Source organism: Bradyrhizobium sp. USDA3010, from assembly GCF_056429065.1.
Window position 1 is genome coordinate 1 of record NZ_JBWJZD010000078.1, and the last position, 15988, is coordinate 15988.

Below are 15988 nucleotides of genomic sequence, written 5' to 3' on the forward strand. Positions count from 1 at the left end.
GTCGCTGATCCATCACTGACACCTCGCTCCACGGCATGGACGGCCTCCCGAATCGACCAATCCAGCCAATTTTGACGTGTCAGCTATGTCTCCGAACACCTGTCAGTGATCTGTCCGGTCTAAACACAAAGCGGGCGATCCAGTATTCCAGAGGCGCTCGTATTCAACCGATAGGCCGCGGCGCACTGGATCCCCTATTCGCGGGGATGACGGACCGAGTGCGAATGAAGGCGCGGCGCGTAGCCCGGATGAAGCGCAGCGCAATCCGGGGCAGCTTTCACCGATGGCGCGACTGGTCCCGTATTTCGCTTCGCTTCATCCGGGCTACGTAGTCAGGGACTGTCGGCCTACCGAAACAACCGATCCGCCAACCACCCATCCAACCCCGCCGCCGCTTCGGGCCGCGCGTTCGGGTTGGGTGGCGCCGAGGCGCGGGCCGGCGTCGGCGGTGGCTGGCGATAATAGCCGCCGCCGGACGGGACCGGCGCGGGCGGTGGCGCCTGCATCGGCGGTTGAATCTGCATCGGCGCCGCCGGTGCTGAAGGCGCTGATATCTGCGACGAGATCTGCATCAGGTTCGCCGGCGCCCAACTGCCCTGCGAGTTCGGGATCGCCGCGACCGGTACGCCCTGATGCGCGGCCTTCATGAAGCGGGTCCACACTTCGACCGGCAGTCCGCCGCCGGTCGCCTTCTTGGTCGGCGAATTGTCGTCATTGCCGAGCCAGACGCCGGTGACGAGCTTGGCGGTGTAGCCGATGAACCAGGCGTCGCGATAATCCTGGCTGGTGCCGGTCTTGCCGGCGGCGGTCCAGCCGGGGATCTCGGCCTTGCGCGCGGTGCCCGAGATCAGCGTCTCGCGCATCATGCTGTTCATCATCGCGTCATAGCGCGGTTCGATCACCTGGTTGGGCGGCTCCGTCGGGCGGTCATAGAGCAGCTTGCCGGAGCTGGTGCGGATCTTGGTCACCACATGCGGTGACACGGCGTAGCCGCCATTGGCGAACGGCGCATAAGCGCCGACCAGCTCGATGACAGACACTTCCGACGTGCCGAGCGCGATCGAGACGTTGGGCTCTAACTTCGACGAGATGCCGAGCCGGTGCGCGGTGCGCACCACATTCTTGGCGCCGACCTCGACGCCGAGCCGCACCGCCACCGTGTTCAGCGACATCGCCAGCGCCTGGGTCAATGTCACCGAGCCGAAATATTCGTGGGTGTAGTTCTCCGGCTTCCAGCCCTTGATGTCGAGCGGCGCGTCGGTGCGGATCGTGTCCGGCGTCAGCCCGGATTCGACCGCGGTGAGATAGACGAACGGCTTGAACGACGAGCCCGGCTGCCGCTTCGCGGTGACTGCGCGATTATACTGGCTCTCGGCATAGTTCCGGCCGCCGACCATGGCGCGCACCGCGCCGTCGGGCGTCATCGCCACCAGCGCGCCCTGGCTGACATTGAACTTCACGCTCTTGGCGGCGAGCTCGTCGATCACCGCGGCTTCGGCGACGTTCTGCAGCTTCGGATCGATCGTGGTCTGCACGATGATGTCCTGGTCGATCTGGCCGACCAGGTCGTCGAGCACTTCGCCGATCCAGTCGGCGACGTAGTTCACGGTGCCGGCGCCGGCTGGCTTCACCGCAATCGAGGGCTGCCCGATCGAGGCCTTTGCCTGCGCCTCGGTGATGAACTTGGCGTCGGCCATCGCCGCGAGCACGACCTGCGCGCGCTGTTCAGCGCCTTCCGGGTTGCGGTTCGGCGCCAGCCGCGACGGCGACTTGACGAGGCCCGCGAGCATCGCGGCTTCCGGCAAGGTTACGTTCTTCGCCGACTTGCCGAAATAGCGTTGGGCGGCGGCCTCGACGCCGTAGGCGCCGGAACCGAAATAGACGCGGTTGAGATAGAGCTCGAGGATCTCGTTCTTGGAATGCTTGCGTTCCAGCCACAGTGCGAGCTCGGCCTCCTGCAGCTTGCGCTGCATGGTGCGCTCCTGGGTCAGGAACAGGTTCTTGGCGAGCTGCTGCGTCAAGGTCGAACCGCCCTGCGATACACCCCGATGCAGCACATTGGTGACGGCCGCGCGTAAGATGCCGAGCGGGTCGACGCCGAAATGCGAATAGAAGCGGCGGTCTTCAATGGCGATGAACGCCTTCGGCAGATAGGGCGGCAGGTCCTTCAACGCGATGTTGGCGCCGGCCATTTCGCCGCGCTGTGCCAGCACGCTGCCGTCGATGCCGACGATCTGGATCGTCGGCGGACGCTTGGGAATTTCCAGGGACTGGATCGGCGGCAGATGCGCGCCGACCCACACCACGACACCGATCACCACAATGCCCGCCCACAGGCCGAGCACCGCGGTCCAATAGAACAGCCGGCCGATCCCAAAGCCGCGCGACTTGCTCCGCCGCTTGCTGCCGCTGCGCGACGGGCGCGGTTTCTCGCTACCGGAATCGTTGCTTTTGGGTTTGGATTTGGCGGGCGTATCGTCGCCGCCGCCGGGAACGCGATCGGAGGGCGACAGTCTGAGGTCGGCAAGCGCGGCCGGAAGCCCGAACAGCGGCTCCTTGCGCGCACCGCCTTTTTTACGTCCCCACGCCATCCGCAATGCTCACACCCTGACAGGGGCGCACGCTAGCGTTCCCGGTTTAAGGGGCGGTTACGCAAAGCTTAACGGGGGATTAGGAGGTGAGGCGGCGCGTGTTAGATAGAGATGGAACAAGGGAAAAGGAGCTCTGCATGGGCCATATCGATCCGACAAAGGACGTCTTCGCGCAATTCCGGGACAACAACCGGCCGGGCCCGATCCACATGCTCAATCTGGTGCGCTTACGCGAATGGGCTGCCTATCCCGACGGCCGCAAGGCGACCGGCGCGGAGGCCTATGCCGCCTATGGCCGCGAGAGCGGCCCGGTGTTCGAACGCCTCGGCGGGCGCATCGTCTGGCAGGGCCGCTTCGAGCTGATGCTGATCGGTCCGCAAGAGGAGCGCTGGGATCACTGTTTCATCGCGGAGTATCCAAGCGTCGCCGCCTTCGTCGAAATGATCCGTGATCCCGTCTATCGCGAGGCGGTGAAGCATCGCCAGGCCGGCGTGGAGGATTCGCGGTTGATCCGACACGCCGTGCTGCCGGTCGGGAAGAATTTTGGCGAGATTCCGACGTGAGATCGGATTAGCGCGAGGGCGGCTCATCTCCTTCCCCGTCATGCTGAGGTGCGAGCGGAGCGAGCCTCGAAGCGTGCACGGCCCGGCTGGTGGCCGTCGACCCTTCGTGACGCCGCTTCGCGGCTCCTCAGGGTGACGGGGATTGGTGTGGAAGGTCCAAAAACAAATCGGCGGCCTGGAGGCCGCCGATCGCGTTTCAAATCCGCAAGAACCGCTAGCCCGCCGGGCCGGCGTCCTCGAGGATCGGGCCGAACAGCTCCCAGCGCTCGCCGTTGAACTTCATCATCTGCAGCTGCTTGTTGACGCGATAGTCGTTCGGCGTGGTGTTGCCCTTGATGCCGGGCAGCGCCATGTCGAGGTCGACGTTCTTCAGGTTGGTGGCCTGCTTCAGCACGTTCTCGCGCGTCAGCTCGTCGCCGCACTGCTTCAGGACATGCACCATCAGCTGGGCGGTCGAGTAGCCGTAGGTGTTGAAGTTCGAGTTCTTGTCGCCGTCGGGATAGTACTTGGCCATGAAGTCAAAATAGCGCTTCATGCCCGGATCGTCCTTCCACTGCGGATCGGCCGGATCCTTGCCGTAGTTGGTCGAGATCAGGCCCTTGGAGGCCTCCAAGCCTGCCGGCTGCAGCACGGCGCCGACCGACGTGGCGTTGATGTCGACGATGTGGACCGGATGCCAGCCGAGCTCGGCAATCTTCTTGATCGCCTGCGCTGCCTGCTTCGGCGTCGAGGCCGAGAAGAACAGGTCGGCGCCGGCGTCCTTGATCTTGATCACCTGGGAATCGATGGTCGGGTCGGAGACCTCATAGGAGGCTTCGGCCACGATCATCTTGGCGGCCTTGTCGCCGAGGCCGGCCTTGATGCCGTTCAGATAATCCTTGCCGAGGTCGTCGTTCTGATAGAGCACGCCGATCTTGGCGTTCGGATGCTCCTTCAGGATGTACTGGCCGTAGATGCGGCCTTCGACGAAGTAGTTCGGATTGAAGCCGAGCGTCCACGGGAAGTTCTTCGGATCGGTGAACTTCGAGGCGCCGGTGGCGGCGAACAGCTGCGGCACCTTCTTGGCGTTGAGATATTTCTGCACCGCGGCGTTCGACGGTGTGCCGACGATCTGAAAGGTCAAGAGCACTTCGTCGCTCTCGACGAGCTTGCGCACCTGCTCGACGGCCTTCGGCGGCGAATAGGCGTCGTCATACTGGATCAGGTTGATCTTGCGGCCGTTGATGCCGCCCTGATCGTTGATCATCTTGAAATAGGCCGCCTGGGTCTTGCCGATCGAGGCATAGGCGGAAGCCGGTCCCGAGAAGGGGACGGTCTGGCCGATCTTGATCTCGGTGTCGCTCGCGCCGGGATCGTATTTCTTTTGCGCGGAGGCCGACGTTGCAGACAGCGCGATCGCGAGCGCCGTTCCCGTGACCAGGTGGAAAATCCCATTCCTCATAATGCTGTTTTCCTCACGTGACTGATGGTTGGCCGATGATCTTGTCCGCGGGTTCAAGGTCCCGCGGTCGCCATCGCTGGGCCGGGATACTGGAGGAACCGTTGCTGCGACGCAAGACGACGGATGCCGAAAAGGCGAGCAATTTCAGTCAACGAAAGTAGGGGGCGGCGCAAAAAGAAACGGCGTAGCGCGGATGCGCTGCGCCGGCTTTCGTGGCCGGAGATGGCTGCCTAACCCGCCGGTCCGGTGTCCTCGATGATCGGGCCGAACAGCTCCCAGCGTTCGCCGTTGAACTTCATCATCTGCATCTGCTTGTTGATGCGATAGTCGTTCGGTCCGGTCGTGATCGACATGCCGGGCAGCGCGAGGCTCGGCACGAACTTCTTCAGGCTGGTCACCTGCTTCATCAGGTTCTCGCGGGTGAGGTCGTCGCCGCACTGCTTGAGCACCTGGACAAGGAGCTCGGCCGTCGAATAGCCGTAGGTGTTGACAGTGTTGAGCTTGTCGCCCTCCGGGTAATACTTGTCCATGAAGGCGAAATAGGCCTTCACGCCGGGATCGTCCTTCCACTGTGGATCGGCGGGGTCCTTGCCGTAATTGGTCGAGATGATGCCCTTGGAGATGTCGAGGCCGGCCGGCTTCAGCGTCGCCGATACCGGGCTCGCATTGATGTCGAGGATATGCACCGGGTGCCAGTCAAGGTCCGCGACCTTGCGGATCGCCTGAGCTGCGAATTTCGGCGTCGACGCGTTATAGAGCAGGTCGACGCCGGCCGCCTTCAGCTTGACGATCTGGGAATCGACGGTCGGGTCGGTCAGCTCGTAGGACACCTCGGCGACGATCATGCTCGCGGCCTTGTCGCCGAGCCCGCTCTTCAGGCCGGTGATGTAGTCGCGGCCGAGATCGTCGTTCTGGTAGAAGATGCCGATCTTGGCGTTCGGGTGATTGGCCAGGATGTATTTGGCGTAGATGCGTCCCTCGGACTGGTAGTTCGGGTTGAAGGCGATCGTCCACGGCGCGTTCTGCGGATCGGAGAAGCGCGAGGCGCCGGTGGAGGCCAGCAGCTGCGGCACCTTCCTGGCATTCAGATATTTCTGCACGGCGGCATTTGACGGGGTGCCGATGATCTGGAAGGTGAACAGCACCTCGTCGCCCTCGACCAGCTTGCGCACCTGCTCGACCGCCTTCGGCGGCGAATAGGCGTCGTCATACTGGATCAGGTTCAGCTTGCGGCCGTTGATGCCGCCCTGATCGTTGATCATCTTGATGTAGGCCGCCTGGGTCTTGCCGATGCCGGCATAGGCGGATGCGGGGCCCGAGAACGGCACGGTCTGGCCGATCTTGATCTCGGTGTCGGTCGCGCCGATGTCGTATTTCTTCTGCGCGGTGGCCGATGTAACCGACAACGCGATGGCAAGCGCTGTCGCAGCGAGCAATTGCGCGCTCCTCATGTCCGTGACCTCCCATGTTGCCGGTGATCTTGTCCGCAAGGCTCAAACCCGCGGATGTCACCGTTATCAGGGATGATGGAGGAAGGGCGGGGGCATTGCAAGGCGATGCCCCTGCGCGCGATGTCGCGTCAGGCGAGCCAGAGCAGGATCAGCGCGAGCGCCGCGGGGGCCGCCTGCACATAAAGGATGCGCCGGCTGACGGTGGCGGCGCCATAGGCGCCGGCGACGATCACGCAGAGCAGGAAGAATGTCTTGATCTGGAAGGCGAAGGCGGCATTGCCGTGCACCAGGCCCCAGATCAGTCCGGCGGCGAGGAAGCCGTTATAGAGTCCCTGATTGGCGGCAAGCACCGCCGAGTCGGTCGCCTTCTCGATCGAGTTGCGGAAGGTCTTCAGCCCGAGCGGCTTGGTCCACAGGAACATCTCGAGCACAAGGAGATAGACGTGCAGCGCGGCCACCACCGCGACCAGGACATTGGCAAGCAAAAGCATATTGCGGTCCCCCCAGAGCTTCGGTTCTGATTGAATCAGAACCGAAGCTCAAGATTCTCATTTTGACGTGTTCTCTTCACGCGAACCGGTGTCCACTTCGCTCGAAAACGCTCTCACCGGAATTCGGGTGGACGCTAGCACGCGCACGGTGAATTGTATGCCGAGCGACCTGTTTCCAGAGCAATGACGTTCCAGAGTGACTGATATGGCCGACCGCAAGACCGCACAAACCTTCAAGCTCGACCGCCTCAAGACGCCGATCGGCACCGCGCTGCTGGTGAGCGATGACGACGGCGTGCTGCGCGCGCTCGACTGGGACGACTATGAAGGGCGCATGCTCGACCTGCTGCGGCTGCACTATGGCGCCGTGACGCTGCGGGACGGCCGCGCGCCGGCTGCGATGCGCGAGGCGCTCGGCGATTACTTCCAGGGCGATCTCGATCGCCTGACCGATGTCGAATGGCGCGTCGCCGGCACGCCGTTCCAGCAGAAGGTCTGGCACGCGTTGCCGAAAATTCCGCCGGGTACCACCATGAGTTACGGCGCGCTGGCTATGAGGCTGAAAGTGCCGAATGCAATGCGCGCGGTCGGCCACGCCAACGGCTCCAACCCGATCAGCGTCGTCGTGCCCTGTCACCGCCTGATCAGCGCCAATGGCTCGCTGGTCAAATATGGCGGCGGACTGGAGCGCAAGCGCTGGCTGCTGCGCCACGAGGGTGTCGAGATATAGCGGCCGTACTCGGCCGCAGTGAGACGATCAATCGAGATCCTCGCGCGGCATGTTGCGCAGATCGCGCACGATGTAGAGGAATACGATGAGCGAAGGCACCCACGCGAGGATCGCTCCCACCAGCATCGCATCGACCGTCGTCATCGGATCTCCTTGAGCGTTGCTGGCGCGGTTCCGAGCGAAATAGCCGGTTCGCCTGAAGAAAACGCGTCAAACAAAAATCTGGTCTTCGCCGTCAGATCAGCTTTTCCGATGAGCCGCCGGCTCTCGGAGGGGATAGAGCCACTTCCAATAGACCTTGTTGCGCTCCAGCTGCCGCTTGTAGATCTCGCGGCACTTCGTCGAGCAGAACTGCTCGAAATGCCAGCTGTGCCGGATCAGTCCGAAGGGCCGCCGGCATCCTGGGTTCCCGCAACGGCCGGTCATGATGCTGCCTCCGCATTCGCGCGCCAAAGCCAGCGAATGAAGTTCTCCTGACCCTTGTGAAGACAGAGCCGTCCGCAGTAGCGTTCACCCGCCGGATTTCGCAGGCAGATGATCTTGGCATCTTCACTGTCACACTGGGCGCAGCGCGGTTCCGTACGCATGGCGACTTCCCTCCGAGGAACTGCCATTTGCCAATCAAAAATGTCTGATGCTGTCGTCACCGTCGGCCTTCTTGAGGGACGGCGCCGCGAAATCTCGCGCGGCCACCGTCGATGTGCAACTTGTCCAGATGTTTCTCGGCATCATCCTTGCGTATACTCGATTTTAACTCACCCGCGCGTCGCTGTGCCATGCTGTGCGAGAGCAGCATCGAGGCATTCGACCAGCGCATCTCCGTCGAACGGCTTGATCAGAAAGCAGATCGCGCCTGCCTCCATGGCTCGGGCCCGATCGGCTTCGACGGAGAAGGCCGTGATGAAAATGAACGGAAGGCGCCGGCCGTCGGCAATCAGGCGCGCCTGCAGGTCGAGCCCGCTCATGGCCGGCATCCTGACATCGGCTATCACGCAGGAGGTGTCGTTCAGTCGCGGCGAATGCAGGAATTCTTCGGCCGACGCGTAGGTCTGGGCCGCGTAGCCAAGCGACCTGACCAGATTGTCGGTTGCGGTGCGGACCGACATGTCATCATCGACGATTGATATCACCGGGTTGGACAAGGAGGGCTTTCCTGGAACGGCCAGAGGGGCCTCTGGTGTCTGCGATCACGGAGCCACAGTGCGTCGTCTGCCGCGGCCGGAGAATCATACTTAGGTTTGCGCGCCGCCGGATGCCTGCTTGATCCCGAGGATCTGCGCCATCCTGACCAGATCAGGCAACGACTTCGCCGCCATTTTCCGCATGATGTGCCCGCGGTGTATCTTGACTGTGATCTCGGCTACGCCGATTTCGGCGGCGACCTGCTTGTTCATGAGCCCCGCGGTGACGAGGCTCATGATCTGGCGCTCACGAGGGGTCAGGGTCGCGAAGGCTGCACGCAGGTTCGCGAGCGCCTTGGCCTCATTGCGGCGAGTTCTGTCGCGTTCGATCGCAGTCGTGACGGCATCCAGCATGTCCTGATCGCGGAACGGCTTGGTCAGGAAGTCGACGGCTCCGGCCTTCATGGCTCGGACCGTCATCGGGATATCGCCATGGCCGGTCATGAAGATGATCGGAATATGAATGTCGGCTTTGGCGAGCTCCGCCTGGAAGTCGAGGCCGCTCAGCCGGGGCAGCCTGATGTCCAGGATCAGGCAGCTTGGAACATCGGGGAGCGTGTGCTGCAGAAATTCATGGGCCGACCCGAACGCTGCGGTCCGCAGGCCGACCGACCGGAAAAGATTGCTCAGCGAGTCTCGCACCGACAAATCGTCGTCGACGACGAACACGATCGGATCCTCGACGTTCGCAAGGGCGGGAGGCGATGCCGCGCGTCCAATCACCATGCATGATCCTCCTGATGCAGCGGCAGGGTGAACTGGAACGTCGTGCCAGGGCCGATATTTCTGGACATGGACAGGCGCCCTCGGTGGGCTTCGACGATCGAGCGGCAGATCGACAACCCCATTCCCATGCCGCTGGCCTTGGTGGTGTAGAAGGCGTCAAACAGCCGTTCGGCATTCTCCGTCGCAACCCCGACACCACAGTCGGTGACCGTGACCAGGATCTGCCCGGCATCGTCATGGCGTGTCCGGATCACGAGTTCCCGTGGCCTGTCCGTGACCGGCTGCATCGCCTCGATGCCGTTGACGACAAGGTTGAGGATGACTTGCTGCAGCTGGATGCGGTCGGCGACGACGGGCGGGAGCGCGGGAGCGAGGTCGAGCTGCAGGGATACAAGGTGGCTCTGCAGTTCATGCTGCACCAGGCTGATCACCTCGTTGATGGCTTCATTGATGTCGAGCGGCGCCATCTCACCGGTCGTCTTGTTCACCAGCGCGCGGACGCGCTGGATGACCTCGCCGGCCCGGTTGCCGTCGCTGATGATCGACCTGACCGCCCCGCGCGCTTCATTCAGATCGGGAGCCGCCCGGTTGAGCCAGCGCAGGCATGCCGCGGCGTTGGCGACCACGGCGGCGAGCGGCTGGTTCACTTCATGGGCGATCGATGCGGCGAGCTCGCCGAGTGCCGTCACGCGCGTGACGTGCGCGAGGTTGGTCTGCGCTTCGTGCAACTCCGCTTCGGCGCGCTTGCGGGCGGTCACGTCGGTGACCGCTCCGATGAATTCGGTGTCGCCCGAGGGGGTGGTCACCGCATGCGCCCTGGCGTGAACATATTTGATCGCGCCGTCCGGCATCAGCAATCGGTAGCCGTGCTCGAAGTCCTTGCCGTCGAGCGAGGCGCTGTCGACGGTCCGTTGCACGCGGCCGCGATCATCCGGATGGATGCGTTGAAGGACCGTGGCATGCTTGATGGAAGGAGCCCTGTCGAATCCGAAGATCCTGAACGTCTCTTCCGACCAGATCACCTCACCGCTGGCGACGTGCCAGCCAAAGCTGCCGGTGTGGCTCAATCGCTGGGCTTCGCTCAGGTACATTTCGCTCTGCTGTAGCGCGTTTTCGGCCTGTTTGCGCTCGGTGATATCCTCGCATGCGATCAGCACGATCAATCGGTCGTCCTGCCGCCGCACGGCCTTGGCATTTTCACGAACCCAAAGTCTTGAACCGTCCTTGCGGACCTTCCGGATTTCCCAATTGTGGGTTTGGCCGATGTTCTCGAGGCACGCCGCGACGTTGCGCTGGACCATCTCTCGGTCCTCGGCGGCAAAGACCCGCAGCACGGATTGTCCAAGCAATTCGTCGACGGTGTAGCCGAGTTGTGCCGCGCCGAACGTGTTGACCGACAGCACGAGACCCGTGGCGTCGACCATGAAGTACATGACCGGATTGTGCTCGAACACCTCCCTCCATTGCGCTTCGCTGTTCCGCAGGGCCTCTATTGCGCGCTCTTCGCCGCTGGCCCGGCCGCGCAACATGGCTTCCATCTGCCTGTGGGTGCGCCCCACCACCCCCATCATCAGCAATGCGGCGGCAAGCGAGGCGATCAGCAGCGCCAGCGCAATCAGATGGGCGGAAGCTGCCGGCTGCGGACCAAGCAGCAGCCCAATGCAGGTTGCGGCCAAAGCCAGCACCATGCCGCCGAGCAGCCATTGCTCGGCCGACCAAGACCTCGTGGTCGGGATGCGCATCATCGGCAGCACCAGCACTTGGCTATCCAGCACTTGGCCGTCCAGCACTCGGCCGTCATGGGCCGCGCTGCGTCGCTAGGTGACCGCTATCATCAGCGGCGACAACGTCGCCCTCCTAACAAACTGCATACTAGCAGCTTTCTCGACGTCCGAACGGGATCGTGGAGGCGATTTAGGCGATCCGCTCGCGTACCGCGAGATCGCGCGGAAAGCGCAATCGCCGAACCAACTCAGGCCCCGGTTGCGGCTAAACCAAAGTATGTCGTCCCCATCCGAATGTAACGGCCGGATCAACCTCCGTTCAATGGCCGGTTTCCTCCCGGTGGCTACGCTTATTGGGTAACTCGATGACAGTAGAGGCCTTTCGGGTTCAGCAATCGCCAATCAGAGACGGGAGATTGAAATGCCCAACACGCGCCTGCATCTGATCCTTTGCTCCGACGACGTCACGTGCGAGACGACACCTCAGAGACGCAACCGCAGCTTCCAGCCCTCCGTGATCGACGGCGGCAAGCAAGCAGCGACCGTGCAGGCCGACAATTCCTGGATCGATCTGCTCGACGTCTTCGATTTGAGCGTTGTGCTCTGTCAGGCGAGCTACCTGGCCTTGCTGGGGGCAAGCCTCGCGGCGCTGCAGCCGCAATTGAACGTGCCGGATCCAGGGTCGTAGCCCGCTCTGGATCTAGGTCCGGCAGGCTGCCGGGACCGACGCGCTGGCTGCTCACGCCTGGGTCGCGCAAAACGGGTCCGACAACAGCCTCCGCGAGAGCCCGGAATCCACTCCCCGTCTAGCCCCGGCCCTGATGGATTCCGGGCTCAGTCCCTCAGATGCGCCATGGCGCATCTGGGCATGACGGGTGGAGAGCGGCTCTTCACGCCGCAGGCTTCGCCGCCTGGTCCTCGGTCGACAACAGATGCAGCAGCGCGCTCTTGATCGCGGCCTGCCGGGTCGGCGCGTTGATCTGGGCGCCGAGCAGGTCGGTGACATAGAACACGTCGCGGGCGCGTTCGCCGAAGGTCGCGACATGCGCCGAGGCGATGTTGAGGTTGAGCTTCGAGATCGCGGTGGTCAGCTGGTAGAGCAGGCCGGGGCGGTCGAGGCCGGAGACCTCGATCACGGTGTAGCGGTCGGACCACTGGTTGTTGATGGTCACTTCGGGCTCGACGATGAACGGCCGCGCCTTGCTGCGCACCGCGCGCTTCGCCACCGCCTCGGGCAGCCTGAGCTTGCCTTCCAGCACCTGCTCGATCATCTCGCCGATCCGCGTCGCGCGGCGGCCCTCGTCATCGTCGCGATCGTATTCGCGCGAGATCGAGATGGTGTCGAGCGCGCGGCCGTCGGTCGTGGTGTAGATCTGCGCGTCGACGATGTTGGCACCGGCGGAGGCGCAGGCGCCCGCGATGATCGACAGCAGCCAGGGATGGTCGGTCGCCAGAATCGTGAGCTCGGTGACGGCACGGACCTCGTCGAAGCCGACATTGATCGCCAGCTTGTGGCCGGCCTGCTCGCTGGCGCGGATGAAGCGCGCCTGGCGGATCTTGCGTTGCAACTCGACCTTGAGCCAATACGCCGGGTAGTGCCGGCCGATATAGGCGTTGAGCTCGACCTCCGGCCATTCGGTGAAGGCGCGGCGGAACTCGGCCTGCGCCACCGCGATGCGCTGGGCGCGGTTGACCTCGGAGAAGCCGCCGGTCAGCACCGGCTCGGTCTCGTAATACAGCGTGCGCAGGAGCTGCGCCTTCCAGCCGTTCCAGACGCCCGGGCCGACGCCGCGGATGTCGGCGGTGGTCAGGATCGTGAGCAGCTTCATCTGCTCGACCGACTGCACCACGGCGGCGAAATTCTCGATGGTCTTGCGGTCCGACAAATCGCGCGATTGCGCCACCGTCGACATCGTCAGATGTTCCTCGATCAGCCACGCCACCAGCTCGGTATCGGCGGCGGAGAAGCCGAGCCGCGGGCATAGCCGCCGCGCCACCTTGGCGCCGGCGATCGAGTGATCCTCAGGCCTGCCCTTGGCGATGTCGTGCAGCAGGGTCGCGATATAGATCACCGGGCGGTGCTCGGGACGAATCTTGCGGAACAGGTCGCTGGCGACGGTGAACTCCTCGTTGCCGCCGCGCTCGATGTCCTGCAGGAAGCCGATGCAGCGGAGCAGATGCTCGTCCACCGTATAGTGGTGATACATGTTGAACTGCATCATCGACACGATTTTGCCGAAGGCGCGGATGAAGTGGCCGAGCACACCGGTCTCGTTCATCCGCCGCAGCACGGTCTCCGCGTCGTTCGAGGTCAGGATCTCCATGAACAGGCGGTTGGCTTCCTCGCTGTCGCGGAGCTGGGTGTTGATCAGCTTCAGCGAGCGCGTCACCGTCCGCATCGCGTCGGGGTGGAAGGCGAGGTTGTTCTGCTGCGCGAGGCGGAAGATACGGATCAGGTTGACCGGATCGTGCTTGAACACATCAGGGGCGGCGAGGTTGATGCGGTTGTTGTCGACGATGAAGTCGTCGCTGCCGGCCACCCGCCGCCGCTTGATGCCGGGCCGCAGCCGCGCCACCATCCGGCTCAGCACCGGCGCTGGCTTGTTGTGCTCCTCCTCGAGCTTGGCGCACAGGATCGCGGTGAGGTCGCCGACGTCTTTCGCGATCAGGAAGTAGTGCTTCATGAAGCGCTCGACGTCCTGCATGCCGGGATGCGAGGTGTAGCCGAGGCGCACCGCGATCTCGCGCTGCATGTCGAACGACAGCCGCTCCTCGGCGCGTCCGGCGAAGAAGTGCAAATTGCAGCGCACCGACCACAGGAAGTCGGCGCAGCGGCGGAACGTGCGGTACTCCTGTGCGTCGAACACGCCGCGTTCCAGCAGCTCATCGGTCTCGCGCACGCGGTAGACGTATTTCGCGATCCAGAACAGCGTATGCAGGTCGCGCAGCCCGCCCTTGCCGTCCTTGACGTTGGGCTCGACCAGATAGCGCGACTGGCCGGCGCGGCGATGCCGCTCCTCGCGCTCGGCGAGCTTGGCGGTGACGAATTCCGCCGCGGTGCCCTGCACCACTTCCTTGTCGAAGCGTTCGACCAGCTCGTCATAGAGCGGCTGGTCGCCGGTCAGGAAGCGCGTCTCCAGGATCGCGGTGCGGATCGTCATGTCGCCGCGTGCCTGGCGGATCGATTCATCGACCGAGCGCGTGGCGTGGCCGACCTTCAGCCCCATGTCCCAGAGGCAATAGAGAATGGCTTCGGCGACCTGCTCGCCCCAGGCGGTCTGCTTGTAGGGCAGGATGAACAACAGATCGATGTCGGACTCCGGCGCCATCAACCCGCGGCCATAGCCGCCGGTCGCGACCACCGCCATGCGTTCGGCCCCCGAGGGGATCGGCGAGTGGTAGAGATGCCGGGTCGCCGCCGCGTAGAGGATGCGGATGATCTCGTCCTGCACGAAGCAGAGCCGTTCGGCGCAGCGCCGGCCATGACGGTCCTTCAGCAGCAGCTCCTGCGCCGTGGCGCGCGCCGCGATCAGCTCGGCCTTGAGCAGCTGCGCCATCGCGGCGCGGAACTGGTCCTCGCGGCCGGCATGCTGTTCGGCGAGTGCATTGACCGCCGCGGTGATCCGCTCGGTCTCGAAACGACCATCCGCTTCAGAGCGGACTTCGGCTACGACGCTGTCCATAGGTTCATCCGATATCGGACCAAGCTGTTGCTGTCACTGACCAAAGTATATGGACAGCAGCTCCATTCTGTTTCCTGGGCACCCAGCGCAAGCCTGTGCTCGCGCCGCCAAACAAAGGGTAGAGATTTTCTCGTTGACCGCAAGGCTAACTCATTGAATTAGAAGTGTGTTTCTTATTCAACCCAAGGGGGTCGACGAATGCAGAATTTTTCCCGGCGCGCGTTTGCGGCGCTGCTCGCGGTCTCGACGTTCTTGCCCGGCGCGGCGTTCGCCGCCGACGCGCTGAAGGAGATCCGGATCGACTGGGCGACCTACAATCCGGTGTCGATGGTCCTGAAGCAGAAGGGCCTCTTGGAGAAGGAGTTCGCCAAGGACGGCATCAGCATCGTCTGGGTTCAGTCGGCCGGCTCCAACAAGGCGCTCGAATTCCTCAATGCCGGCTCGATCGATCTCGGCTCGACCGCGGGCTCGGCCGCGCTGGTCGCCCGGATCAACGGCAACCCGATCAAGTCGATCTATGTCTATTCGCGCCCCGAATGGACCGCGCTGGTCACGACAAAGGATTCCAGGATCGCGTCGGTTGCCGACCTCAAGGGCAAGCGCGTCGCGGTGACGCGTGGGACCGACCCGCACATCTTCCTGGTCCGCGCGCTGCTCGGCGCCGGTCTGACCGAAAAGGATATTACGCCGGTGCTGCTGCAGCACGCCGACGGCAAGACTGCGCTGATCCGCGGCGACGTCGACGCCTGGGCCGGCCTCGACCCGATGATGGCGCAGACGGAGGTCGAGGATGGCGCAAAACTGTTCTACCGCAAGGCCGACGCCAACACCTGGGGCATCCTCAATGTGCGCGAGGAGTTTTTGAAAGCGCACCCCGATATCGTCCGCCGCGTGCTCGGAGCTTACGAGGAGGCGCGAAAATATTCGCTGGCGAATAATGACGAGCTGAAGAAGACCTTCATCGCCGTCACCAAGCTGCCGGATGCCGTGGTCGACAAGCAGCTCAAGGAGCGCACCGAGCTGACCCACAGCCGGATCGGTGGCCCCCAGCGCGAGTCGATCCTGGCTGCGGGCCTGGCCTTGCAGCAGGCCGGCGTGATCGACGCCAAGACCGACGTGAAGGCCGCGCTCGACAGCCTGATCGACGATCAGGTCCCGCTGCCGACGAATTAGCTCCGTCGCCAAACTAGCTTCCGTCGTCCCGGCGAAAGCCGGGCCCCATAACCACGAATGCGAATTGTCTTGAAGAGCTGGGGCCACAGCGCGCTTCAACAACGCGGCCCTGTGGTTGATGGTGTGGACGGCCCCCTACGGCATCGGTGTGCCAGAATGAGGTTGTCTAGATCTCATACATGGGAGCCGTCCGTGAACCAGATTATCCGCATTGGTATGGATACGTCGAAGTAT

General features: G+C 63.5%; 12 protein-coding genes. 4 read left to right on the forward strand and 8 right to left on the reverse strand.

The genetic code is table 11. The features are described from left to right. Nucleotides 1–347: 347 nt before the first annotated feature. Nucleotides 348–2591: a transglycosylase domain-containing protein gene (locus AC066Y_RS41810; RefSeq protein WP_478278935.1), complete on the reverse strand. Its 2244-nt coding sequence runs from the start codon at nt 2589–2591 to the stop codon at nt 348–350. Between the two features lie 137 nt (nt 2592–2728). Here AC066Y_RS41810 and AC066Y_RS41815 point away from each other — a divergent pair, with 137 nt between their 5' ends. Continuing rightward, nucleotides 2729–3154 (forward strand): DUF1330 domain-containing protein, encoded by a 426-nt coding sequence (locus AC066Y_RS41815; RefSeq protein ID WP_456759606.1) that lies wholly within the window; start codon nt 2729–2731, stop codon nt 3152–3154. Between the two features lie 214 nt (nt 3155–3368). On the opposite strand, the gene AC066Y_RS41820 is transcribed toward AC066Y_RS41815, so the two are convergent. The 3 genes from AC066Y_RS41820 to AC066Y_RS41830 all read right to left on the reverse strand — a co-directional run bounded on the left by AC066Y_RS41820 (nt 3369) and on the right by AC066Y_RS41830 (nt 6537). Continuing rightward, a complete protein-coding gene (locus AC066Y_RS41820) occupies nt 3369–4595 on the reverse strand; it encodes an ABC transporter substrate-binding protein (protein WP_176534786.1) in 1227 nt (408 codons plus the stop codon). Nucleotides 4596–4825: 230 nt separating this feature from the next. Then, the gene (locus AC066Y_RS41825) at nt 4826–6046 is read right to left on the reverse strand and encodes an ABC transporter substrate-binding protein (RefSeq protein ID WP_478278936.1); all 1221 of its coding nucleotides are present in this window, start codon (nt 6044–6046) and stop codon (nt 4826–4828) included. Nucleotides 6047–6174: 128 nt separating this feature from the next. Next, nucleotides 6175–6537 (reverse strand): DUF1304 domain-containing protein, encoded by a 363-nt coding sequence (locus AC066Y_RS41830; protein ID WP_478278937.1) that lies wholly within the window; start codon nt 6535–6537, stop codon nt 6175–6177. A gap of 205 nt (nt 6538–6742) precedes the next feature. Between AC066Y_RS41830 and AC066Y_RS41835 the strand changes: the two genes are divergently transcribed. Continuing rightward, complete coding sequence (locus tag AC066Y_RS41835; RefSeq protein ID WP_478278942.1) at nt 6743–7267, forward strand: methylated-DNA--[protein]-cysteine S-methyltransferase; 525 nt, start codon at nt 6743–6745, stop codon at nt 7265–7267. A 755-nt stretch (nt 7268–8022) separates the two neighbouring features. On the opposite strand, the gene AC066Y_RS41840 is transcribed toward AC066Y_RS41835, so the two are convergent. The 3 genes from AC066Y_RS41840 to AC066Y_RS41850 all read right to left on the reverse strand — a co-directional run bounded on the left by AC066Y_RS41840 (nt 8023) and on the right by AC066Y_RS41850 (nt 10745). Further along, nucleotides 8023–8397 (reverse strand): response regulator transcription factor, encoded by a 375-nt coding sequence (locus AC066Y_RS41840; RefSeq protein WP_478278943.1) that lies wholly within the window; start codon nt 8395–8397, stop codon nt 8023–8025. A 102-nt stretch (nt 8398–8499) separates the two neighbouring features. Next, on the reverse strand, nt 8500–9174 hold the full coding sequence (locus AC066Y_RS41845) for a response regulator transcription factor (RefSeq protein ID WP_478278938.1): 675 nt from the start codon (nt 9172–9174) through the stop codon (nt 8500–8502). Next, nucleotides 9168–10745: a PAS domain-containing sensor histidine kinase gene (locus tag AC066Y_RS41850; protein ID WP_478278944.1), complete on the reverse strand. Its 1578-nt coding sequence runs from the start codon at nt 10743–10745 to the stop codon at nt 9168–9170. The genes AC066Y_RS41845 and AC066Y_RS41850 overlap by 7 nt, the downstream gene beginning before the upstream one ends. A 574-nt stretch (nt 10746–11319) precedes the next feature. Here AC066Y_RS41850 and AC066Y_RS41855 point away from each other — a divergent pair. Further along, complete coding sequence (locus AC066Y_RS41855; RefSeq protein ID WP_478278939.1) at nt 11320–11586, forward strand: hypothetical protein; 267 nt, start codon at nt 11320–11322, stop codon at nt 11584–11586. 202 nt (nt 11587–11788) lie between these two features. Here the strand turns inward: AC066Y_RS41855 and AC066Y_RS41860 are convergent, their stop codons facing one another. Beyond that, on the reverse strand, nt 11789–14581 hold the full coding sequence (locus AC066Y_RS41860; RefSeq protein WP_478278940.1) for a [protein-PII] uridylyltransferase: 2793 nt from the start codon (nt 14579–14581) through the stop codon (nt 11789–11791). Nucleotides 14582–14779: 198 nt separating this feature from the next. Between AC066Y_RS41860 and AC066Y_RS41865 the strand changes: the two genes are divergently transcribed. Continuing rightward, entirely contained in the window at nt 14780–15754 is a 975-nt protein-coding gene (locus AC066Y_RS41865; protein ID WP_478278941.1) for an aliphatic sulfonate ABC transporter substrate-binding protein, read from the forward strand. Nucleotides 15755–15988 lie beyond the last annotated feature (234 nt).

Bases quoted from the DNA above. Each gene is read 5' to 3' on its own strand.
- AC066Y_RS41820 (WP_176534786.1), bottom strand. From the start codon at position 4,595: ATGAGGAATGGGATTTTCCACCTGGTCACGGGAACGGCGCTCGCGATC.
- AC066Y_RS41845 (WP_478278938.1), bottom strand. From the start codon at position 9,174: ATGGTGATTGGACGCGCGGCATCGCCTCCCGCCCTTGCGAACGTCGAG.
- AC066Y_RS41810 (WP_478278935.1), bottom strand. From the start codon at position 2,591: ATGGCGTGGGGACGTAAAAAAGGCGGTGCGCGCAAGGAGCCGCTGTTC.
- AC066Y_RS41830 (WP_478278937.1), bottom strand. From the start codon at position 6,537: ATGCTTTTGCTTGCCAATGTCCTGGTCGCGGTGGTGGCCGCGCTGCAC.
- AC066Y_RS41835 (WP_478278942.1), top strand. From the start codon at position 6,743: ATGGCCGACCGCAAGACCGCACAAACCTTCAAGCTCGACCGCCTCAAG.
- AC066Y_RS41815 (WP_456759606.1), top strand. From the start codon at position 2,729: ATGGGCCATATCGATCCGACAAAGGACGTCTTCGCGCAATTCCGGGAC.
- AC066Y_RS41825 (WP_478278936.1), bottom strand. From the start codon at position 6,046: ATGAGGAGCGCGCAATTGCTCGCTGCGACAGCGCTTGCCATCGCGTTG.
- AC066Y_RS41850 (WP_478278944.1), bottom strand. From the start codon at position 10,745: ATGATGGGGGTGGTGGGGCGCACCCACAGGCAGATGGAAGCCATGTTG.
- AC066Y_RS41865 (WP_478278941.1), top strand. From the start codon at position 14,780: ATGCAGAATTTTTCCCGGCGCGCGTTTGCGGCGCTGCTCGCGGTCTCG.
- AC066Y_RS41860 (WP_478278940.1), bottom strand. From the start codon at position 14,581: ATGGACAGCGTCGTAGCCGAAGTCCGCTCTGAAGCGGATGGTCGTTTC.
- AC066Y_RS41855 (WP_478278939.1), top strand. From the start codon at position 11,320: ATGCCCAACACGCGCCTGCATCTGATCCTTTGCTCCGACGACGTCACG.